This window comes from Inconstantimicrobium porci (assembly GCF_009696465.1).
GTDB lineage: Bacteria > Bacillota > Clostridia > Clostridiales > Clostridiaceae > Inconstantimicrobium > Inconstantimicrobium porci.
In genome coordinates this window covers 138,066-156,693 of the sequence record NZ_VULX01000004.1, presented here as the reverse complement: position 1 = coordinate 156,693, position 18,628 = coordinate 138,066, and the positions used below count along the sequence as shown (strand labels likewise).

At 32.7% G+C, this 18,628-nt stretch carries 16 protein-coding genes, 8 tRNA genes and 1 pseudogene; all 25 read right to left on the bottom strand.

Features of this window, described 5'->3' with window-relative positions; all coding sequences use genetic code 11:
* Positions 1 to 188 precede the first annotated feature (188 nt).
* The 25 genes and pseudogenes from FYJ33_RS05255 to yabN all read right to left on the bottom strand — a co-directional run bounded on the left by FYJ33_RS05255 (position 189) and on the right by yabN (position 18,470).
* Positions 189 to 263, bottom strand: a tRNA-Asn gene (locus FYJ33_RS05255).
* 147 nt (positions 264 to 410) lie between these two features.
* The gene (locus tag FYJ33_RS05250) at positions 411 to 599 is read right to left on the bottom strand and encodes a hypothetical protein (protein WP_154530705.1); all 189 of its coding nucleotides are present in this window, start codon (positions 597 to 599) and stop codon (positions 411 to 413) included.
* Between the two features lie 143 nt (positions 600 to 742).
* The gene (gene lysS / locus FYJ33_RS05245) at positions 743 to 2,251 is read right to left on the bottom strand and encodes a lysine--tRNA ligase (protein ID WP_154530704.1); all 1,509 of its coding nucleotides are present in this window, start codon (positions 2,249 to 2,251) and stop codon (positions 743 to 745) included.
* 21 nt (positions 2,252 to 2,272) lie between these two features.
* The gene (greA, locus tag FYJ33_RS05240; RefSeq protein WP_154530703.1) at positions 2,273 to 2,755 is read right to left on the bottom strand and encodes a transcription elongation factor GreA; all 483 of its coding nucleotides are present in this window, start codon (positions 2,753 to 2,755) and stop codon (positions 2,273 to 2,275) included.
* Between the two features lie 171 nt (positions 2,756 to 2,926).
* Positions 2,927 to 3,913, bottom strand: a complete 987-nt coding sequence (gene dusB, locus FYJ33_RS05235) for a tRNA dihydrouridine synthase DusB (protein ID WP_154530702.1) — start codon at positions 3,911 to 3,913, stop codon at positions 2,927 to 2,929.
* A gap of 8 nt (positions 3,914 to 3,921) precedes the next feature.
* Positions 3,922 to 4,701 carry a type III pantothenate kinase gene (locus FYJ33_RS05230; RefSeq protein ID WP_277643206.1) on the bottom strand — a complete coding sequence of 260 codons (780 nt, stop codon included), beginning with the start codon at positions 4,699 to 4,701 and terminating at the stop codon, positions 3,922 to 3,924.
* Between the two features lie 116 nt (positions 4,702 to 4,817).
* Positions 4,818 to 6,488 (bottom strand): formate--tetrahydrofolate ligase, encoded by a 1,671-nt coding sequence (locus FYJ33_RS05225; protein ID WP_154530717.1) that lies wholly within the window; start codon positions 6,486 to 6,488, stop codon positions 4,818 to 4,820.
* A gap of 303 nt (positions 6,489 to 6,791) precedes the next feature.
* Positions 6,792 to 8,593: pseudogene (gene ftsH, locus FYJ33_RS05220) on the bottom strand (ATP-dependent zinc metalloprotease FtsH).
* 45 nt (positions 8,594 to 8,638) lie between these two features.
* On the bottom strand, positions 8,639 to 9,178 hold the full coding sequence (hpt, locus tag FYJ33_RS05215; RefSeq protein ID WP_154530701.1) for a hypoxanthine phosphoribosyltransferase: 540 nt from the start codon (positions 9,176 to 9,178) through the stop codon (positions 8,639 to 8,641).
* Positions 9,179 to 9,182: 4 nt separating this feature from the next.
* Positions 9,183 to 10,586, bottom strand: a complete 1,404-nt coding sequence (gene tilS, locus FYJ33_RS05210) for a tRNA lysidine(34) synthetase TilS (protein WP_154530700.1) — start codon at positions 10,584 to 10,586, stop codon at positions 9,183 to 9,185.
* A gap of 341 nt (positions 10,587 to 10,927) precedes the next feature.
* Positions 10,928 to 13,321: a stage II sporulation protein E gene (gene spoIIE / locus FYJ33_RS05205; protein ID WP_206046614.1), complete on the bottom strand. Its 2,394-nt coding sequence runs from the start codon at positions 13,319 to 13,321 to the stop codon at positions 10,928 to 10,930.
* A gap of 447 nt (positions 13,322 to 13,768) precedes the next feature.
* Positions 13,769 to 13,857 (bottom strand) — tRNA-Leu (locus tag FYJ33_RS05200).
* An 18-nt stretch (positions 13,858 to 13,875) separates the two neighbouring features.
* A tRNA-Met gene (locus tag FYJ33_RS05195) sits at positions 13,876 to 13,952 on the bottom strand.
* 3 nt (positions 13,953 to 13,955) lie between these two features.
* Positions 13,956 to 14,031: transfer RNA gene (locus FYJ33_RS05190), tRNA-Met, on the bottom strand.
* A gap of 7 nt (positions 14,032 to 14,038) precedes the next feature.
* Positions 14,039 to 14,127 (bottom strand) — tRNA-Leu (locus FYJ33_RS05185).
* 18 nt (positions 14,128 to 14,145) lie between these two features.
* Positions 14,146 to 14,222: transfer RNA gene (locus FYJ33_RS05180), tRNA-Met, on the bottom strand.
* A gap of 3 nt (positions 14,223 to 14,225) precedes the next feature.
* Positions 14,226 to 14,301: transfer RNA gene (locus FYJ33_RS05175), tRNA-Met, on the bottom strand.
* A 7-nt stretch (positions 14,302 to 14,308) separates the two neighbouring features.
* Positions 14,309 to 14,397 (bottom strand) — tRNA-Leu (locus FYJ33_RS05170).
* 173 nt (positions 14,398 to 14,570) lie between these two features.
* Positions 14,571 to 14,978: a S1 domain-containing RNA-binding protein gene (locus tag FYJ33_RS05165; RefSeq protein WP_154530698.1), complete on the bottom strand. Its 408-nt coding sequence runs from the start codon at positions 14,976 to 14,978 to the stop codon at positions 14,571 to 14,573.
* An 80-nt stretch (positions 14,979 to 15,058) separates the two neighbouring features.
* Complete coding sequence (ftsL, locus tag FYJ33_RS05160; protein WP_154530697.1) at positions 15,059 to 15,340, bottom strand: cell division protein FtsL; 282 nt, start codon at positions 15,338 to 15,340, stop codon at positions 15,059 to 15,061.
* Between the two features lie 65 nt (positions 15,341 to 15,405).
* Positions 15,406 to 15,798, bottom strand: coding sequence for a spore cortex biosynthesis protein YabQ (gene yabQ / locus FYJ33_RS05155; RefSeq protein ID WP_154530696.1), 393 nt, complete (start codon positions 15,796 to 15,798; stop codon positions 15,406 to 15,408).
* Positions 15,799 to 15,808: 10 nt separating this feature from the next.
* On the bottom strand, positions 15,809 to 16,102 hold the full coding sequence (yabP, locus tag FYJ33_RS05150; protein ID WP_154530695.1) for a sporulation protein YabP: 294 nt from the start codon (positions 16,100 to 16,102) through the stop codon (positions 15,809 to 15,811).
* 123 nt (positions 16,103 to 16,225) lie between these two features.
* Positions 16,226 to 16,486, bottom strand: coding sequence for an RNA-binding S4 domain-containing protein (locus tag FYJ33_RS05145; protein ID WP_154530694.1), 261 nt, complete (start codon positions 16,484 to 16,486; stop codon positions 16,226 to 16,228).
* A 77-nt stretch (positions 16,487 to 16,563) separates the two neighbouring features.
* Positions 16,564 to 16,839 (bottom strand): HU family DNA-binding protein, encoded by a 276-nt coding sequence (locus FYJ33_RS05140; RefSeq protein WP_277643203.1) that lies wholly within the window; start codon positions 16,837 to 16,839, stop codon positions 16,564 to 16,566.
* A gap of 182 nt (positions 16,840 to 17,021) precedes the next feature.
* A complete protein-coding gene (gene yabN, locus FYJ33_RS05135; RefSeq protein ID WP_277643202.1) occupies positions 17,022 to 18,470 on the bottom strand; it encodes a bifunctional methyltransferase/pyrophosphohydrolase YabN in 1,449 nt (482 codons plus the stop codon).
* Positions 18,471 to 18,628 lie beyond the last annotated feature (158 nt).

Here is an 18,628-nt window from a genome sequence, read left to right as displayed (position 1 = left end):
TATATATTATATCAGTTTTTCGTGTGAATTCTATGTGAAAGTAACAAAATTATTACAAAATATATTACTTACTACAATTTCGTAACACTTGTTTATATTTTTTTAAAATAAACAAAAAAATTGATGTAAAATTTCACTAATGAAAACTTACATCAACCTTTCAACTAAACACATACAGAAAATAAAAATGGCTCCGCGAAGAGGGCTCGAACCTCCAACCTATCGGTTAACAGCCGAGTGCTCCACCATTGAGCTATCGCGGAACATCCACAATTCTTATTATAGCACGATTATTTTCTATTGCAACCAATTTTTATCATTTTTAGTATTTTCCTCATTTTTATTTTTCTATTTAAATTTGTTTAATATTTCAAGGTCAGGTCAAAATATAAATCCTTTATTTCAATGCTTTATAGACTATTATGATCTGAATATGTTCCTAATAGATCCACATATTCTTTAACACTAAGCTCTCTTATTCTATAGGATATATCACTAAATCCGTATTTTTCGGCTAAATATGCACGTTGTTTTGCATCATCTTCTGTATACTCAGTGGGCTTCTCAGCTTTTTTATTATAAAACTTATTTGTATGCAAAGGATTCTCTATAATTAGCCTTTAAATATATATTTACATGTTTTGTCTTCGTACGCTTTACCTTTTCAGCCATAAAAAAACCCTCCTTTTCGTATACGAATTTGGGAGGGTCAATGTTGTCTAAATACTTGATTTTACTGTATTTATTTGTCTAATGATTTCATTGTCGGGAATAGGATAACGTCTCTTATAGATGCTGAATCTGTTAAGAACATTATTAATCTATCAACACCAAATCCAAGTCCACCTGTTGGAGGCATACCTGTTTCAAGTGCTGACATGAAGTCTTCATCTATTTCATAAGCTTCATCATCACCAAGTTCTCTTTCTTTTTCCTGTTGAGCAAATCTGCTTCTCTGAACGATTGGATCATTTAATTCTGAGTATGCATTACATAATTCTCTTCCGTAAATGAATCCTTCAAATCTTTCAGTAAACTCTTCATTTCCTCTCTTCTTCTTTGTAAGAGGTGAAATTTCAACTGGGTAATCAACTACAAATGTAGGCTGAATTAACTTTTCTTCGCAGAATTCTTCAAATAATGCGTTAAGAACTTCGCCCTTAGTTACTTCACTTAAATCTTTCTTGAATTCAAGTCCCTTTTCCTTAGCTATAGCCTGAGCTTCAGCATTGTCTTTGATTGCATTGTAATCCACACCTGAACATTCCTTAACTATGTCAACCATAGTTACTCTTCTCCAAGGTGGAGTCATATCTATTTCAGTTCCCTGGTATGATATCTTAGTTGTACCATTTACTTTTTCACAGCAGTATGCAGCTATGTTTTCCATGATATCCATCATGTCATTATAATCAGTAAATGCCTGATATAACTCGATAGCAGTAAATTCTGGATTATGTCTAACGTCCATTCCTTCATTTCTAAAGTTCTTGCCTATTTCATATACCTTTTCAAAGCCACCAACTATACATCTCTTTAAATGTAATTCTGTAGCTATTCTTAAGTACATATCCATATCTAAAGTGTTGTGGTGAGTGATAAATGGTCTAGCAGCAGCACCACCAGCTATAGTCTGAAGCATTGGAGTTTCTATTTCTATAAATCCTCTCTGATCAAGGTATTCTCTGATTCCTTGAATTATCTTGAATCTCTTATAAAAAGTATCCTTAACTTCTGGATTTGTGATTAAATCAACTTCTCTTTGTCTATATCTTAGATCAGGGTCTTTTAATCCATGGAATTTTTCTGGTAATGGTTTTAATGATTTACAAATTAGCTGGAATGAAGTTACGTGAACTGTTACTTCTCCCATTCTAGTCTTAAATACTGTACCTTCAGCACTTACCCAGTCACCAAGGTCATAAGTCTTAAATTCCTTAAGATTTTCTTCTCCAACATCATTAATCTTTAAAAATAACTGGATTCTTCCATCTCTATCCTGTAAATCAGCGAATACAACTTTTCCCTGTCCTCTTTTAGACATAAGTCTTCCTGCAACAGTTACAGTTTTTCCTTCTAATTCATCATAGTTATTTTTAATTGTTTCTGAATTGTGAGTCTTGTTTACTTTGTAAACGTCAAAAGGATCTTTTCCTGCTTGCTGTAAAGCTGCAAGTTTATCTCTTCTGATTCCTTCCTGTTCACTAAGATTAGCTTCTAATTCATTATTGTTTATCTCTTCATTAGCCATTTTCAGTTTATCCCTCCACTTTTACTCTCTGCTTATTGCAAGTATCTTAAATTTAGCCATTCCTCCTGGAACACTTATTTCTACTTCATCATCAACCTTTTTACCAAGAAGTCCACTTCCTACTGGTGATTCATTTGAAATCTTGAATTCAGTTGGGTCAGCTTCTGCAGAACCTACTATTGAATAAATAACTTCTTCTTCGAAATCATAATCGTATACTTTAACTTTACATCCTACAGTTACAGTATCAGTTGAAATTTCAGCTTCATCAACTACTGTAGCATTTTTTAATGTATTTTCTATCTGAAGAATTCTTCCTTCATTAAATGCCTGGTCATTTTTAGCTTCATCATATTCTGAGTTTTCACTTAAATCTCCATAACCAAGTGCAACTTTAATCTTTTCAGTTATTTCTTTTCTTCTAGTAGTTTTTAAGTATTCTAATTCCTGTTCTAACTTTTTAACACCATCATAAGTCATTACGTATTTTTTTTGTTCGCTCATATTATTCTCCCCTTCGCCAATCATATATAATAAATATACTTTGTATAAATAATCAACATTAAATGTAGTATTTTCCTAAATGTAAACTATTTTTAATATTATAGAACAGTGCATTTTATATGTCAACTAACTATACCACCCATATTAATTATCTATAACAATATACATATTCTATGATTGTTTATCATTGCATTTTAATGTTTCTCTGTATTCTATTAATATTTGTTTTACTATATTACTGTCATTTTGAACATTAATGGCATTTTTTATCTCAGCACAATTTCTAAGTCCTTTGATATACCATGATGTATGCTTTCTCATTTCCCTGACAGCTTTATATTCTCCATCATATTTAAGAGATAAATCATAATGTCTTAACGCCATATCTATCTTCTCCCAATCTTCAGGATATATAACTTCTTCTCCATTTAATTTCTGTACTATCTGTTTAAATATCCATGGATTTCCCATGCTTCCTCTAGCAATCATTATGCCGTCACAGTTAGTCTGCTTCTTCATATTTAAGGCATCCTCTGCAGTAAATACATCTCCATTGCCTATTACAGGTATCTTAACTGCATCCTTCACCTGTCTTATTATATCCCAGTCAGCCTTACCTTCATACATCTGTTCTTTTGTTCTTCCATGAACAGCAATTGCATCTGCCCCTGCTTCTTCAAGAACCTTTGCAAATTCTACAGCATTGACATTGTCATTACTGAATCCTTTTCTAAATTTTACAGTGACAGGTTTGTTAGAAACTTTTTTCACTGCTGAAACAATATCATAAGCAAGAGCAGGATTTTTCATAAGTGCAGATCCTTCACCATTTTTTGTGATCTTATGAACAGGACATCCCATGTTAATATCTACAATACAGAAATCATCATTTGTATTGAAATACTTTTCTGTTACATGTGCCATTATCTCTGGATCATTACCAAACATCTGCACAGCAACAGGTCTTTCCTCTTCTGCTATTCTCATTAAGTCTAATGTTTTTTCGCTTTCGTAATATAGCGCCTTAGCACTTACCATTTCAGTATATACAAGCCCACATCCCATTTCTTTGCAGAGTCCTCTGAAGGATATGTCTGTAACCCCCGCCATAGGTGCTAAAAACACATTATTCTCAAGCTGTATATTACCTATTTCCATAGTAATACTTACTCCTTATTCTTTTGAAATAAAATATTAAGCCCTTTAAGAGTAAGATTTGAATCAACTTTATCTATAGCATCTGTTTCACTGGCTATTAAATTAGCAAGCCCACCAGTAGCTATTACAATTGGTTCATCTTCTCCTAAGCTTATCATTTCCTGCTTCATTTTTTTTACTATATATTCAACTTGGCCGATGTAACCATATATTATACCGGATTGCATGCTGCTTATTGTTGTCTTGCATATTACATGTCCAGGATTTTCGAGTTCTACTCTTGGAAGTTTTGCCGCTTTTTCAAATAATGCATCAGAAGATATTCTTATTCCAGGACATATGCTTCCACCAAGATAATTACCATTCTGTGCTAAGGCACAAAAAGTTGTAGCCGTTCCAAAATCAATTATTATTGCAGATTTTTTATATACTTCATGAACAGCAACAGCATTTACTATTCTGTCTGCACCAACTTCTTTGGGATTATCATACTTTATATTTATTCCTGTTCTAACTCCAGGTCCTACAACAATAGGTTCCTTCTTAAAACATTTTCTTATCATATGTTCTAATGAATACATGATATTAGGTACAACTGAAGAAATAATAACACCCTCAATATTATCAGGATTTAACTTTGCATTTCTAAAAAGCTGCATAGTCTGAATAGAATACTCGTCTGATGTCTTCTTTGCATCAGTTGAAATTCTCCAGCTTGTTACGTATTTATTATTTTCATATACCCCTAATACTATGTTAGTATTTCCCACATCAATTAACAGAACCACGATTACACCACCTTAATATAGCTTAAAAGCAGCCAAAAAGGCTGCTATTTTTTTATGACATAAAGCGAATTTTAACATTTTAATTTTATCAGTTTAGACACTTTTGTCAAGGTAATTTAGAATAATCCCACTATCTCTCCACTTTCTAATATATCCATGTTATTTGCTGCCGGCACTTTAGGTAATCCTGGCATTGTCATCACATTCCCAGTAAGTACTACTATGAATCCCGCACCATTTGATACTCTTACTTCCTGAACAGTAATCTTAAATCCATTTGGTCTTGCAAGAAGTTTTGGATTATCAGATAATGAATACTGTGTTTTTGCCATACATATTGGCAGCTTATCAAGTTCAAAACTTTCTATTTCCTTTATCTGTTTTAATGCTGCAATACTATAATCCACACCATCAGCACCATATATTTCTTTAGCAATCGTCTCTATCTTATTCTTTATGCTGTCTTTTTCATCATATAAAACTTTGAATTCTGATTTTTCTTCTTCCATAGTACTTAAGACTTCACGAGCAAGTTCTCTTCCACCTTCTCCGCCTTTTTCCCATCCTTCGCTTAATGCAGCTTTAACACCCATCTTATCACAGAAATCCTTAACAACCTTAATCTCTGCATCTGTGTCACTTACAAATTTGTTTATAGCGACAACTACCGGTACATTAAACTTCTTAATATTTTCAATCTGCTTTTCAAGATTTACAATTCCCTTAGATACAGCTTCAATATTTTCCTTATTAAGATCAGCCTTTTCAACTCCGCCATGATTCTTTAATGCTCTTACTGTTGCTACTATTACAACGCAGTCAGGCTTTAAGTTTCCGTATCTACATTTGATATTCATGAACTTTTCAGCTCCAAGGTCTGCACCGAATCCAGCTTCTGTTACTGCAATTTCTCCAAGTTCCATAGCCATCTTAGTTGCTAAAATCGAATTACATCCATGAGCTATATTAGCAAAAGGGCCTCCATGAATTATAGCTGGCGTTCCTTCTAAAGTCTGAACAAGGTTAGGCTTTATTGCATCCTTCATAAGTAATGCCATAGCTCCCTGTACCTTCAAATCTTTTGCATATACAGGCTTTCCTTCATAGTTATATGCAACAAGTATATTGCCCATTCTTTCCTTCAAATCCTGAAGACTTGTTGATAAACATAAAATAGCCATTATTTCTGAAGCAACAGTTATCATAAAACCATCTTCTCTTACAAAACCATTAGCTTTTCCACCAAGTCCTACAACTATATGTCTTAGCGCTCTATCATTCATATCTATAACTCTTTTGAAGATTATTCTTCTTGAGTCAATTCCAAGTGTATTTCCTTGATGAATATGATTATCTATTGCTGCTGCAAGAAGATTGTTTGTAGATGTTATTGCATGCATATCTCCAGTAAAGTGAAGATTTATATCTTCCATAGGTACAACCTGAGCATATCCACCGCCAGCAGCACCTCCCTTTATACCAAAAACAGGTCCTAATGAAGGTTCTCTTAACGCTATTACAGCTTTTTTTCCTTCTTTCCACATTGCGTCAGCAAGACCTATTGTAACTGTAGATTTTCCTTCACCTGCAGCTGTAGGGTTTATAGCTGTAACAAGAACAAGTTTTCCTTTTTTGCCAGATTTATTTTTTTTTAAAACATCAAGATTTATTTTACATTTATACTTTCCGTATAATTCAATATCATCTTCTGTAAGTCCTATCTTTTCTGCAATTTCAGTTATCTTTTTTATGTCAGCATTCTGAGCTATTTCTATATCTGTTTTCATCATCAAAGCACCCCTCTTTGTTATATTTCACGAACGTTACTTATGTCAAAACTCTTTATATTCGAATTATAACATTTATAAATAATAGTATCAACTTCTAAAATTCGTACTATTCCTTTCTATAATATAGATTTCCATAACTTGAAACCCTTTATTCCGTCTTTTGCTATTTATATATTATTTGTTTGAAATAGTTTATCAATATAAAAATATATAGTCAACCATACTATATTACATATACATTCTGCTTAACTTAAAAAGCCCAACGAACTTAGAAACCTAAGCGCGTTGGGCTTTTTTATATTAAGCATTATTAAATATTTCTTCAAATTCATTTGCCTGAAGCTTTTCTTTTTCAATAAGAGCTTCTGCAACTGCTCTAAGCTTATTCATATTGCTCTTAAGAACTTCTTCAGCTTCACGGTATGCATTATCGATAAGCTTTTTAACTTCATTATCAATCTTTGCACTGACCTCTTCACTGAAGTTTCTACTTTTCCCCAAATCCCTTCCAAGGAAAACTTCATCATTGCCAGTATCAAAAGAAATTGTACCTATTTCTTCACTCATTCCATATTCCATAACCATCTTTCTGGCTATGTTGCTGGCTCTGTCGATATCATTTTTTGCTCCTGTACTGATATCGCCGATTACTAATTTCTCAGCTACTCTTCCACCTAAAAGACTTGTCATTTCATCAAGAAGATCTGACTTTGATGTATAAGACTTATCCTCTGTTGGCAGTGGCATTGTATATCCACCTGCCATTCCTCTTGGAATAATACTTATTTCATGAACTGGATCTGTATTAGGAAGTACCTTCATAATAACAGCGTGACCTGCTTCATGATAAGCTGTAAGCTTCTTATCCTTCTCACTGATAACCCTGCTCTTCTTTTCTGTACCTACTGCAACTCTTGTGATGGCATCTTCCATTTCATGCATTGTTATCTGGTTAAGCCCTCTCTTGACTGCAAGAAGTGCAGATTCATTTGCAAGATTTTCAAGATCAGCACCTGTAAATCCTGGAGTTATCTTGGCAATAGTTTTAAGGTTAATATCTTCTGCAAGTGGCTTATTCTTTGTATGAACCTTTAGTATTTCTTCTCTGCCCTTAACATCAGGAGCTCCAACAACAATCTGTCTGTCGAATCTGCCTGGTCTTAAAAGTGCAGGATCAAGTACATCAGGTCTGTTAGTAGCAGCAATCATGATGATTCCTTCATTAACTCCGAAACCATCCATTTCAACAAGTAGCTGGTTAAGAGTCTGCTCTCTTTCATCATGACCGCCACCAAAACCTGCACCCCTCTGTCTACCTACAGCATCAATTTCATCTATAAAGACTATACATGGCGAATTCTTCTTTGCCTGCTCAAATAAATCTCTTACTCTTGAAGCTCCGACACCAACAAACATCTCAACAAAATCAGAACCTGATATTGTGAAAAATGGCACGCCAGCTTCTCCTGCTATTGCTTTTGCAAGCAGTGTTTTTCCTGTTCCAGGGGGCCTACAAGTAAAACTCCTTTTGGAATTCTTGCTCCCATAACAATATATTTTTTGGGTTCCTTTAGAAAATCTACAAGTTCAACAAGTTCAGCTTTTTCTTCATCTGCACCAGCAACATCATTAAATGTAACTCTCTTGCTGTCAGGTGATGCCATCCTTGCCCTGCTTTTGCCAAAGTTCATAACTCCACGGTTTCCACCGCCACCCTGAGCTTGTTGTGTAAACATAAAAAATGTAACAATACACATGACAAGTATAAGCACAAGTGGTATTATCTGAAGCCATACTCCGGCACTGCTTGGAGGATTAAATTCAACCCTAACATTGCTCTTAGGATTTTCCTTCATAAGTATATTAAGCGTATCAATAGGTGCATATGTTACAAATGAAGTGTTATCATTCAACACACCATGTATCTGTAACTTATCTTCTTTCACCTCTATACTCTTAACTTTATCTTCAATCCATTTCTGTTGAAAATCATTATATGGAATAGTTACACCTGTATCAAGAGTCTTGCTTACGAATGTAGCCATTAACACAATAAGTATCATAGCAATAATCCATGTAATTAATGTAGAACTCTTCTTCATTGGGATAGACCCCCTTTCTGATTAACACATTGTATTTATTTTAATTTATTTTTCATAAACTTCTCTTTTTAATATTCCTATGTATGGAAGATTTCTGTATTTCTCTGCATAATCAATTCCATATCCAACTATAAATTCATCTGGAACTTCAAATCCATGATATTTAACATTTATATCTGCAACTCTTCTTGCAGGTTTATTAAGAAGTGTAACTATCTCTATTGATGCTGCATGTCTCTGCTTTAAATATTTTAGAAGATAGCTTAATGTGATTCCTGTATCAACAATATCTTCAACTATTAAAACATGCTTTCCTTCTATATCATTATCAAGATCTTTAAGTATTCTTACAATTCCTGAACTTTCTGTAGAATTTCCATAACTTGAAACTGCCATAAAATCTAGTTCACAATCTGTTGTTATATTCTTTAAAAGTTCTGCTGCAAATATTACAGATCCCTTAAGCACTCCAACAACTACAAGTTCTTTTCCTTCGTAATCCCTGCTAATTTCTGCTCCTAGTTCCTTAACTTTTGATTTAATTTCCTCTTCTGATAATAAAATTTCCTTAATATCCTCTCTCATCTTATTAAATCCTTTCTTGTACTTTTACTTGAAGAATATTTTTTGTATCCCTTGTAACTTTAAATATATCACTTGTTTTTATGCCCATAACCCACGCAATATCATCATTAAATTCAAATATTGGTATCAAGTCTCTCTCATCCTTTGGCACCTTTTTATCAATAAATATATCTTTAAGCTTCTTAGGGCTTTTCATCCCAATAGGAACAATCCTATCACCGTTTTGCCGAAACCTTATCTTCACATCATTTATCTTATCACAATCAAAATACTTTATTAAGTGATTAGCCTTAAAATTAACATTTTTATCTTTTATAACTCTCATACTTATACTGTATTTATAAAAATCAATATTAATTCCTTCATTTACATTTGTATTTAAAATATTTTTTATTTCTATCTCTTTACATTTTGTTTCCCCAGCAAGATTATTGACACAATTTGCTATTTTTATATCTCCATAAACATTACTTACTAAAATATTATTAGGAAGCTGTATGCTCTTTCCTGTTTCACCTTTCTGAAGATTAATAACAGCATAAATATGTTTCATTTCAAAATTCCTATTTACTTTTGCAACAATTTCTAATGCCATCTTGATGCTTCTTGAAAGAACAGCTTCATGCTTGCTAAAGATTTCTTTTTTTAAAACACCTTCATTACACTTATTCTCAAAATTTTCTTTAAGTGTAGTCCTTGCTTCGCTTTCCATATAATCATTATCAATTGAAGAAATAACACCAAATCTGTTTATTGTATTGACTATATCTTCATTAAAATTCTCTTTTATGTATGGTAAAAGCTTAAGCCTTATCTTGTTTCTACTATATATAGTCTCAAGATTAGTCTTATCAATTCTTGGATTCAACTCATTATCTTCACAGTATTTTTCAATGTCAGCCCTGTTTAGGCAAAGTATAGGTCTTATGAATTTATTATCTCTTATAGGTTTTATTCCTGAAATTCCATGAGTCCCGCTTCCTCTAATAAGCCTCATAAGAATTGTCTCCGCCTGGTCATTTGCATTATGAGCAATAGCTATCCTGTCTATATTTTCTTTTTCAAAAATCTCGTCAAAGAACTTATATCTTTCCCTTCTCCCAGCAAGTTCAGACGAAAGCCCTTCTTCTATGACTATTTTATTTATATCAACTCTCTTTATATAAAGTTTAATATCATATTTATTGCACATCTTCTCTACATATTCTTCATCCTTATCAGCTTCTTCACCTCTAAGCATATGATTAATGTGTGCAGCATAAAGTTTAAAATTATACTTTTCTCTTAATTTAACAAGTATATGCATAAGACATATAGAATCTGGTCCTCCAGACAATGCAATAAGTATCTTGTCGTTTTTCTTAAACATATTATATTCTTTTGCAAAAGCTTCAACTTTAGTAATCAATATAAAACACATCCCACTATAAAAATTTATAAGTAAATTATAACCCAACAGTAAGGCAATGTATAACTTTATAAAAAATAAACCGCCAGATAAATATAAACTAAATAAAAATTTAGAATTTAGATTTTAAAATTTAAAATTACAGGATGAAATCAGTAAACTGATTTCTTAATTGCAATGAAGGTCTCACCTCCAAACCTCTGAATTATTTAATCAGGAGATTTAAAGAGGGCGGAGCTCTCTTTTTGGAACTCCCACAAAGGTAGTTCAATCCATAATTCTAAATTCTAAATTAAATAATAAATTCACACTTACTAAGCAGCAAATACTATAATACAGCTTTAAATACTATAGACCTTCGATACAACGACTGTCATATCGTCTTTGACTTTCCCGCCGTTCATCTCTTTTGCTCTTTCAAGAATCTCTCTTGAAAGCTGTTTTGGATCTTTTATATCTGTTTCCATCAGATATCTGCTAAGCCACTGGAAATTATTCTTTGTTTCCCCAACGTCAAGAATACCATCACTTACTGTTACTATTATATCACCTCCGCTTACTTTCTTTTCTACAATATCAACATCAGGTTTATCAAGTATTCCAAAAGGAAGAGTCTTAGAATTAATAACCTGAATACTTTTAGCCTTTTTAACAAATGTCTCAACGGCACCTATTTTTATAAAAGTAATTTCACCAGAGTAAAGATCAATATCCTGCATATCAAGAGTTGCAAATTTCTCATCCTCTGAAAATTTCATACTCATTATAGAATTTACTGCATCTATGGCAGTCAGATCTGAGAAACCTGCCTTCGTAAACTTCTCTATAAGATCAACAATTGCCTTGCTCTCATTGCCAGCTTCAGGACCCGAACCCATACCATCGCTTATTGCTATAGTATATCTGCCATCCTTGGATTTTCCAAATGTAAAACTGTCTCCTGTATAATTCTCATCATCCTTGCATGCAGAAGCACAATAAGAAGATACATAAAACTTAGGAGATTCCTCTATCAGAACTGTACACTTCTTTGTTACTGGATCTATAACACATCCATCACCGCCAATAGCCATTTCAGCTCCTATAGCCTGATTAATTACTGGCAATATACTCTTTACGCAATACTGGCATCCTCCACACTCATCCAAGATAATCTTAATATTAAGTCTGCCATTTTTATCGTTATAGCATAATACATCATCATATTTAATATTGTATCTGTTGAGCGCTTTAAAAACATCCCTTTCTATATCACTACATATAACTATATCATTGTTAAAATCATCTACAAGTTCTCCCATAGTAACAGCCATGCTGTTCAGCTGAGATGCCAGCATTCTTCTGCCTTCTTCAAGCCTGTTCTTCCATACTTCATTTAATATATGACTTTCAACAATTTCATCAGTATTCTTTATAAGATTGAATTTCTTAATACATCTCTTTTCTAGTCCAGCTGGAAATCTTTTATTCCCCTCCTCATAATTTTGTATAAGTTCAGAAAAATCAGCATATGTCTCCCTGAATTCTCTTTTCCAGCACATATTTTTCATATCACAGTTATCACATACCCTGTCACCAAGCTGTTCAACAAGTGCTGCACCTTTATTCTGCATTAACAGCTTCTTATTATCCTGCAGCTCATCAATAATCATAGACATTGATGATATTACCTCTGTAAAATCATTAAGTCTACCTGAAAACTCCTCCTTTAATTTATTAAAATGAAATATATTAAAATTATCTTCCTTTACCGTATTATCAAGTTCTTTAGTGATAGTTCCAAGAAAATCTCTTGGAACTATATAGAAAATAGCTACCGCTGCAGAAATTTCTCCGATAACCTGTATATTAAGCGTTTTACTATAAATATTAAGAATAAGATACATAATAAAACATGCTATAGAAGCAAATAATTTTCCAGTATCTTTGAATATTCCTGTTGTAAGAGCACAAAGGCCATAAATTCCAATTATCTGCATCATGTTATTTGTAGATATACCGATTATTACTCCGATTATCACACCTGCCGCAGCTCCTAGCGGACCTCCAAGCGCATACGCAATAACAAGTATTCCTGCAAGTGCAAGAACATTTCTTATTCCCACACCATATACACTCACTGTGCCAATACCTGCTAGCGCCAGGCAAAAAATAAGCATCATGCTTATTATTTCTTCATTGGTGAAATAATGATTTGTATTAATATCATCAAAACAATTTAATGAAAATTTAAAAATATAATAAATTGGATACATTAAAACAGTCTGTATCATTGATATAGTAACTGTAGTTCCTATTGAAAAGTTATTTATAATCATTCTGTAAAAGCACATTGCCGCAAAAATTATAGCAAACTTTATAAGCATTTCTATCCTTGACTTCAGTCCTTTTATCGTTATAAAGCGAGTTGTCATCAACACTGATACTATTACTATATACATCATAACTTCGCTGTTACTCTTGTATAATGAAAGATATCCTATTATAGCTCCAAGACATATTACAACTCCATCCCTTTTAGTATTCTTCTCAAGCATCGTCATTACAATTGTAATTCCAAAGGGAGCTATATTATCTATACTTGTTATATCAAGTGTTATAACAACCCTGCTTATTAAAAATACACACAATATCTTTAATAATAATATAACAGGTGAATTCACTGCCTTATCTTCATTTTCTTCCTTACTATTTTTTATTCTTTTAAATGATTCCACATTAGCTCCATACTGCATTGCTGTATTCCCCCTTGCTCTAAATGTAAATACATTATAGCAGAGTTTACTGGAAATAATTGTCATTAAAACAGTTTTCAAAAATTTTTCGTATGACTTTTTTCTTAAGACTTCTATTTTTTTTAACTTATTGTCTCATTAAAATTTAATTTTATTTAGCAGACTGGATATTCTTTTATTCTTGATAAGAAAAGCTTATGTTTAGAATTGCCTTTATTTAAAGGGATAAAAAATCATTTTAACTTTTTGTCATTTTTAATTATGTATTAGGGATTTATAAAAATAAGTTTTTGTAATAATTTTATTAATGGTTGATTTTGTCATATTTTTATATAAATATTTTAGGTTTACTTTTTAATAGTATTTATTTAGATCTTATTTTCTCAAAATGAATAAATTATAAAATAACTTTTCAAACAAAAAAGAGACTATTATTATAGTCTCTTTTGGTGCCGAAGACCGGAATCGAACCGGTACGATGTGTTAGCATCGCAGGATTTTAAGTCCTGTGCGTCTGCCAGTTCCGCCACTTCGGCATAAATTATTTAATTAAATGGTAGCGGAAATAGGACTTGAACCTACGACCCTTCGGGTATGAACCGAATGCTCTAGCCAACTGAGCTATTCCGCCACATGGTTGCGGGGGCAGGACTTGAACCTACGACCTTCGGGTTATGAGCCCGACGAGCTGCCAACTGCTCCACCCCGCGATATTATTGGTGCCGAAGACCGGAATCGAACCGGTACGATGTGTTAGCATCGCAGGATTTTAAGTCCTGTGCGTCTGCCAGTTCCGCCACTTCGGCATAAGTTATTTAATTAAATGGTAGCGGAAATAGGACTTGAACCTACGACCCTTCGGGTATGAACCGAATGCTCTAGCCAACTGAGCTATTCCGCCACATGGTTGCGGGGGCAGGACTTGAACCTACGACCTTCGGGTTATGAGCCCGACGAGCTGCCAACTGCTCCACCCCGCGATATTATTGGTGCCGAAGACCGGAATCGAACCGGTACGATGTGTTAGCATCGCAGGATTTTAAGTCCTGTGCGTCTGCCAGTTCCGCCACTTCGGCACATTTTTTTACATCGCTCATTTGCGACATGTTTTATTATAAGTTATACTTCTTTTACTGTCAACACTTTTTTTATATTTTTGAATTGTTAATTAAAGTCACTTAAATATTTATGCAAAATAAAAGGACAATTAATCATTAAAACCAATTGTCCCTATATCTAAAATTTCAATTTAGAAATTTCTCTTACTATTTTTTGATTTAAAATCCTGATGTTTTTTAACATCTGCTAATCTTTCTTCACTGTCCTTTAAGAACTTTGACATTATATCTTCAAAATTAGCTGAATTTTGTTGTTTTTTCTTTTCTGAATTCCAGTCTATTTCAGCTGGTTTTGCACTTTTCTTTACAGGGTTAGCTTGCTTTATAGATAAACTAATTTTACCGTTAGGTTCTATTGAGAGTATCTTTACCTTAACTTTATCCTGCTCTTTTAGGTGTTCTTTTATGTCCTTTACGAAAGAATCTGCTACTTCTGATATATGAACCAGACCTGTTTTTCCTTCTACTTCCACAAAAGCTCCAAAATTTGTGATATTAATCACTGTTCCTTCTACTATACTTCCTGCCTCTAAGGTCATGTTAAAAAGAATCCTCCTTAAAATAAATATATGTTATTATATAATAACCATCTTTTAATATTGTTGCCACTTTAAAACCGTTAATTCTTTTTCTGTACAACAACTTTTTCGCCCGGCTTTATCATGTTAAGTCTTTCCCTCGCCTGCTTTTCAATAAAGTCATCAGAAGTACTTTTACTTACTTCATCTTTCAGGGCTTCATTGTCCTTTTTTAGTTTATCTATCTGTTCTTGTTTTTGAGTTATTTGCTCTTGGATTTTATTCATAGTAACAATTTGTCTTACAATGCTTACCCCTAATATACAAATCAGCACTGCTATAACTATATATTTTATAGTTTTATTTGTAATCTTACTTTTCATGAATTTCCTCACAATTAAAATATACTTTCAATTATATTTTAATAATTATTCCCCTTATATTCAAGTTATTTTTTATATGATTTATTTCTTCTAAATATCACTCTAAAACTATAGCTTAAATTATTTGCAGTAACCCTTAAAGCTCTCGCGAAACCAGAAATTATTTTTCTTAAAACTTTCAGTACAAACTTAGAAAATGCCTTTAAGTATATTATAAATCCAATAAAAATAAGTGCATAGATATATGTCCCCATTATTGCGTAGTTTCCATACAATAAAAATAGAAATACAACAATAGCACATAGAATCCAAAACAAGGTATCCTCTATGATTTTTATCACCTTTGGAACATTATTTCCTCTTACTACTCTATACAAATCATACAGCATTCCAATAATAATGCCCGCTGCAATTCCTACTAAAACTATCCTAAATTGTTCTCCTATAGGTAAAAGCATACTTTTTCACCTACCTAAACAACTTTGCAAGTATTCCGTCTTTTTTCTGTGAGCCTGTACCACCACCAGAATATACAAGTGATGCTATCATGCCAACTATAACAACATCACCGTTTTGAACATCAAGCTTATTCATCTTTAAATTCTGTCCTCTTATTGTAAGCATCCCAAGGCATGTATTAAGCAGTATCTTTTCATCATCAAAACTTAATACTTCAATAACTCCTGTTAAAATCAATTTTTTCCTGCTATCTAAAGTTAAATTACTTTTCTTTTCCTGAACACTATTTTTATTTGACTCCATCTTAATCCTCCATAACATGTATTTATAGTTATTTAATCTATATTCTTATATACACTTAAATATATGAGGAATTGTAATGGTATATTCAATTAAAGTTTGTTATTTGTAACTCATAGCAAAAAATTATTCCTGATTTTCAACACCTTCTATTATTCTATACATATCCTTTGCATCATCTTTTCTAACATGCTCAGTAATGTTTACTATTTCAGCTTTTAATGTTCTATTAGCAAAATTAATTATAATTATATCTCCTTCTTTAACATCTGTTGAAGGTTTTGCTACTTTATCATTTATAGAAACTCTGCCACCCTCGCATGCTTCCTTAGCAACTGTCCTTCTCTTTATTATTCTTGAAACTTTTAAATACTTATCTAATCTCATTCTGCCCTCCAGGTATATACATAAAATTATACAAAAAAACCCGAGAGCATCTCGGGTTCTTTGCGAGTATATATAAACTATTTATTAACTCTTTCTTTAAATTCTTTACCTGCTTTAAATACAGGAGCTTTTGAAGCTGGAATCTGGATAGTTTCCTTAGTTCTAGGGTTTCTTCCTTCTCTTGCAGCTCTTTCTCTAGTTTCGAAAGTACCAAATCCAACTAATTGAACTTTGTCTCCGCCTTCTAATGCTTCCTGTACGCTTTCAATAAAAGCTTTTACTGCTACTTCTGCATCCTTCTTAGTAAGACCACTCTTTTCTGACATGCTTGTAATTAATTCTGCTTTATTCACGATTACATCCTCCTTAAATTTAGCCTTATTTAGTACTATGTACTAATCCTCACATTACCATATTATATATCTTATCAATGTCTTAGTAAATGTTTTTTTATTTTTGATGAATATACAATGATAATTTTCGAATTATTTTTATATATTCTCCATAAATGCCAAAATTCCTTTTATTTTATGCTTTATTTTTCAGTAAGCTTAGCACTTTCCCACAATTCATCCATTTGTTCCAAAGACATGTTCTCTAACTTCATGCCTTTTTCGGTTGCCTTTTCTTCTATAAACTGAAATCTTTTAATGAATTTTTCACATGTATTGTTCACTGCATCTTCACTATCAACTCCTAAGAATCTTGATACATTTACACAAGCAAAGATCAAATCTCCCACTTCATCAAGTATTCTTGCCTTATTTGAGCCATTATATACTTCTTTTAATTCATTTAATTCTTCTTCTACTTTTGACATAGCTCCAAAGACATTATCCCAATCAAATCCAACCTTAGAAGCCTTCTTCTGAATCTTTTGTGCTCTTGTAAGTCCAGGTAATGCTTTAGCAACGGCTTTTAATTCATCTGTCACAGTATTTAGTGACTTTTCCTTTTTCTTTAGTTCATTCCATTTATCAAGTACTTCCTCAGTATCTTTAGCTTTGTCGTCTCCAAACACGTGTGGATGTCTATAAACCATTTTATTGTATACACCATCAATTATATCGCTTAAATCAAAGTAAGCATCCTCATGACCTATTACAGCATGGAATATAACCTGGAACAATACATCTCCAAGTTCCTCTACCATTGCATCGTCATCTTCATTATCGATAGCATCTGCTGCTTCATAGCTTTCTTCAATAAGTGCATTTCTTACACTCTTATGAGTCTGTTCTCTGTCCCAAGGACAGCCATTTTCACCTCTTAAAATCTCCACAAGATCAACAAGGTCATATATATCCTTCTTATTATCAAGGTTCTTAGGTATATATACAGATGTCAGATAATCTATATCTTCCTGTCTATCAAGTTCATATAAAGGTATCTTTCTTATTGACTCAAGTCCTGGTATTCCCGCAGCTCTTATAAAGTATATTTCAGTTTCATCATTATAATAATCAAGCAGACTAAGCTTAACTTCTGAAGCTATAAACTGATTATATACCTGTGTTATTATAGTTCCTATTCTCTTATCCATAATCTGATTTTTCATATCAAAAGCATCAATTACTTTTAATCCTTCAACTGGATCAATCTTAAGGCTTTCCATAATAGCATCTATAAAGCTTACAGCTGGAAGAATCTCATACTTGATATGTTCTTTTTCGCATAACGATATTAGATTCACAACTGATTTTTCAGCAACAAGCGGATGTCCTGGCACTGCATATACAATGTCCTTTTCCTTTGCCTTCTCTACCAAATCCTCTGCAATAGACATATATACACTGTCAAAATCCTGCTTAGTTTCATATTCAAAATCATAAGTTTCAAACTTTATACCCTGTTTTTCTATATAGTCTACAGTAGGATGTATTTTTGTTCTGAAATATACATCTTCACAATTCTTAAGTGCATTTATTGTTCCTACTGTTAAAGATAACTCTGAACCCGGTCCTAAACCAACAATCTTTATCACCTGTAATCCTCCCGATTTTTAATAGAACCTACAAATAAACATTAACTTAATAGACTCAAACAGCCTGCAGGATCAATGATCAGTCACCAATTATCACTGACAATTCTCACATGTACGGTCTGCAGTTTGTATATTCTCTTAAGCATCATACAGTTCTA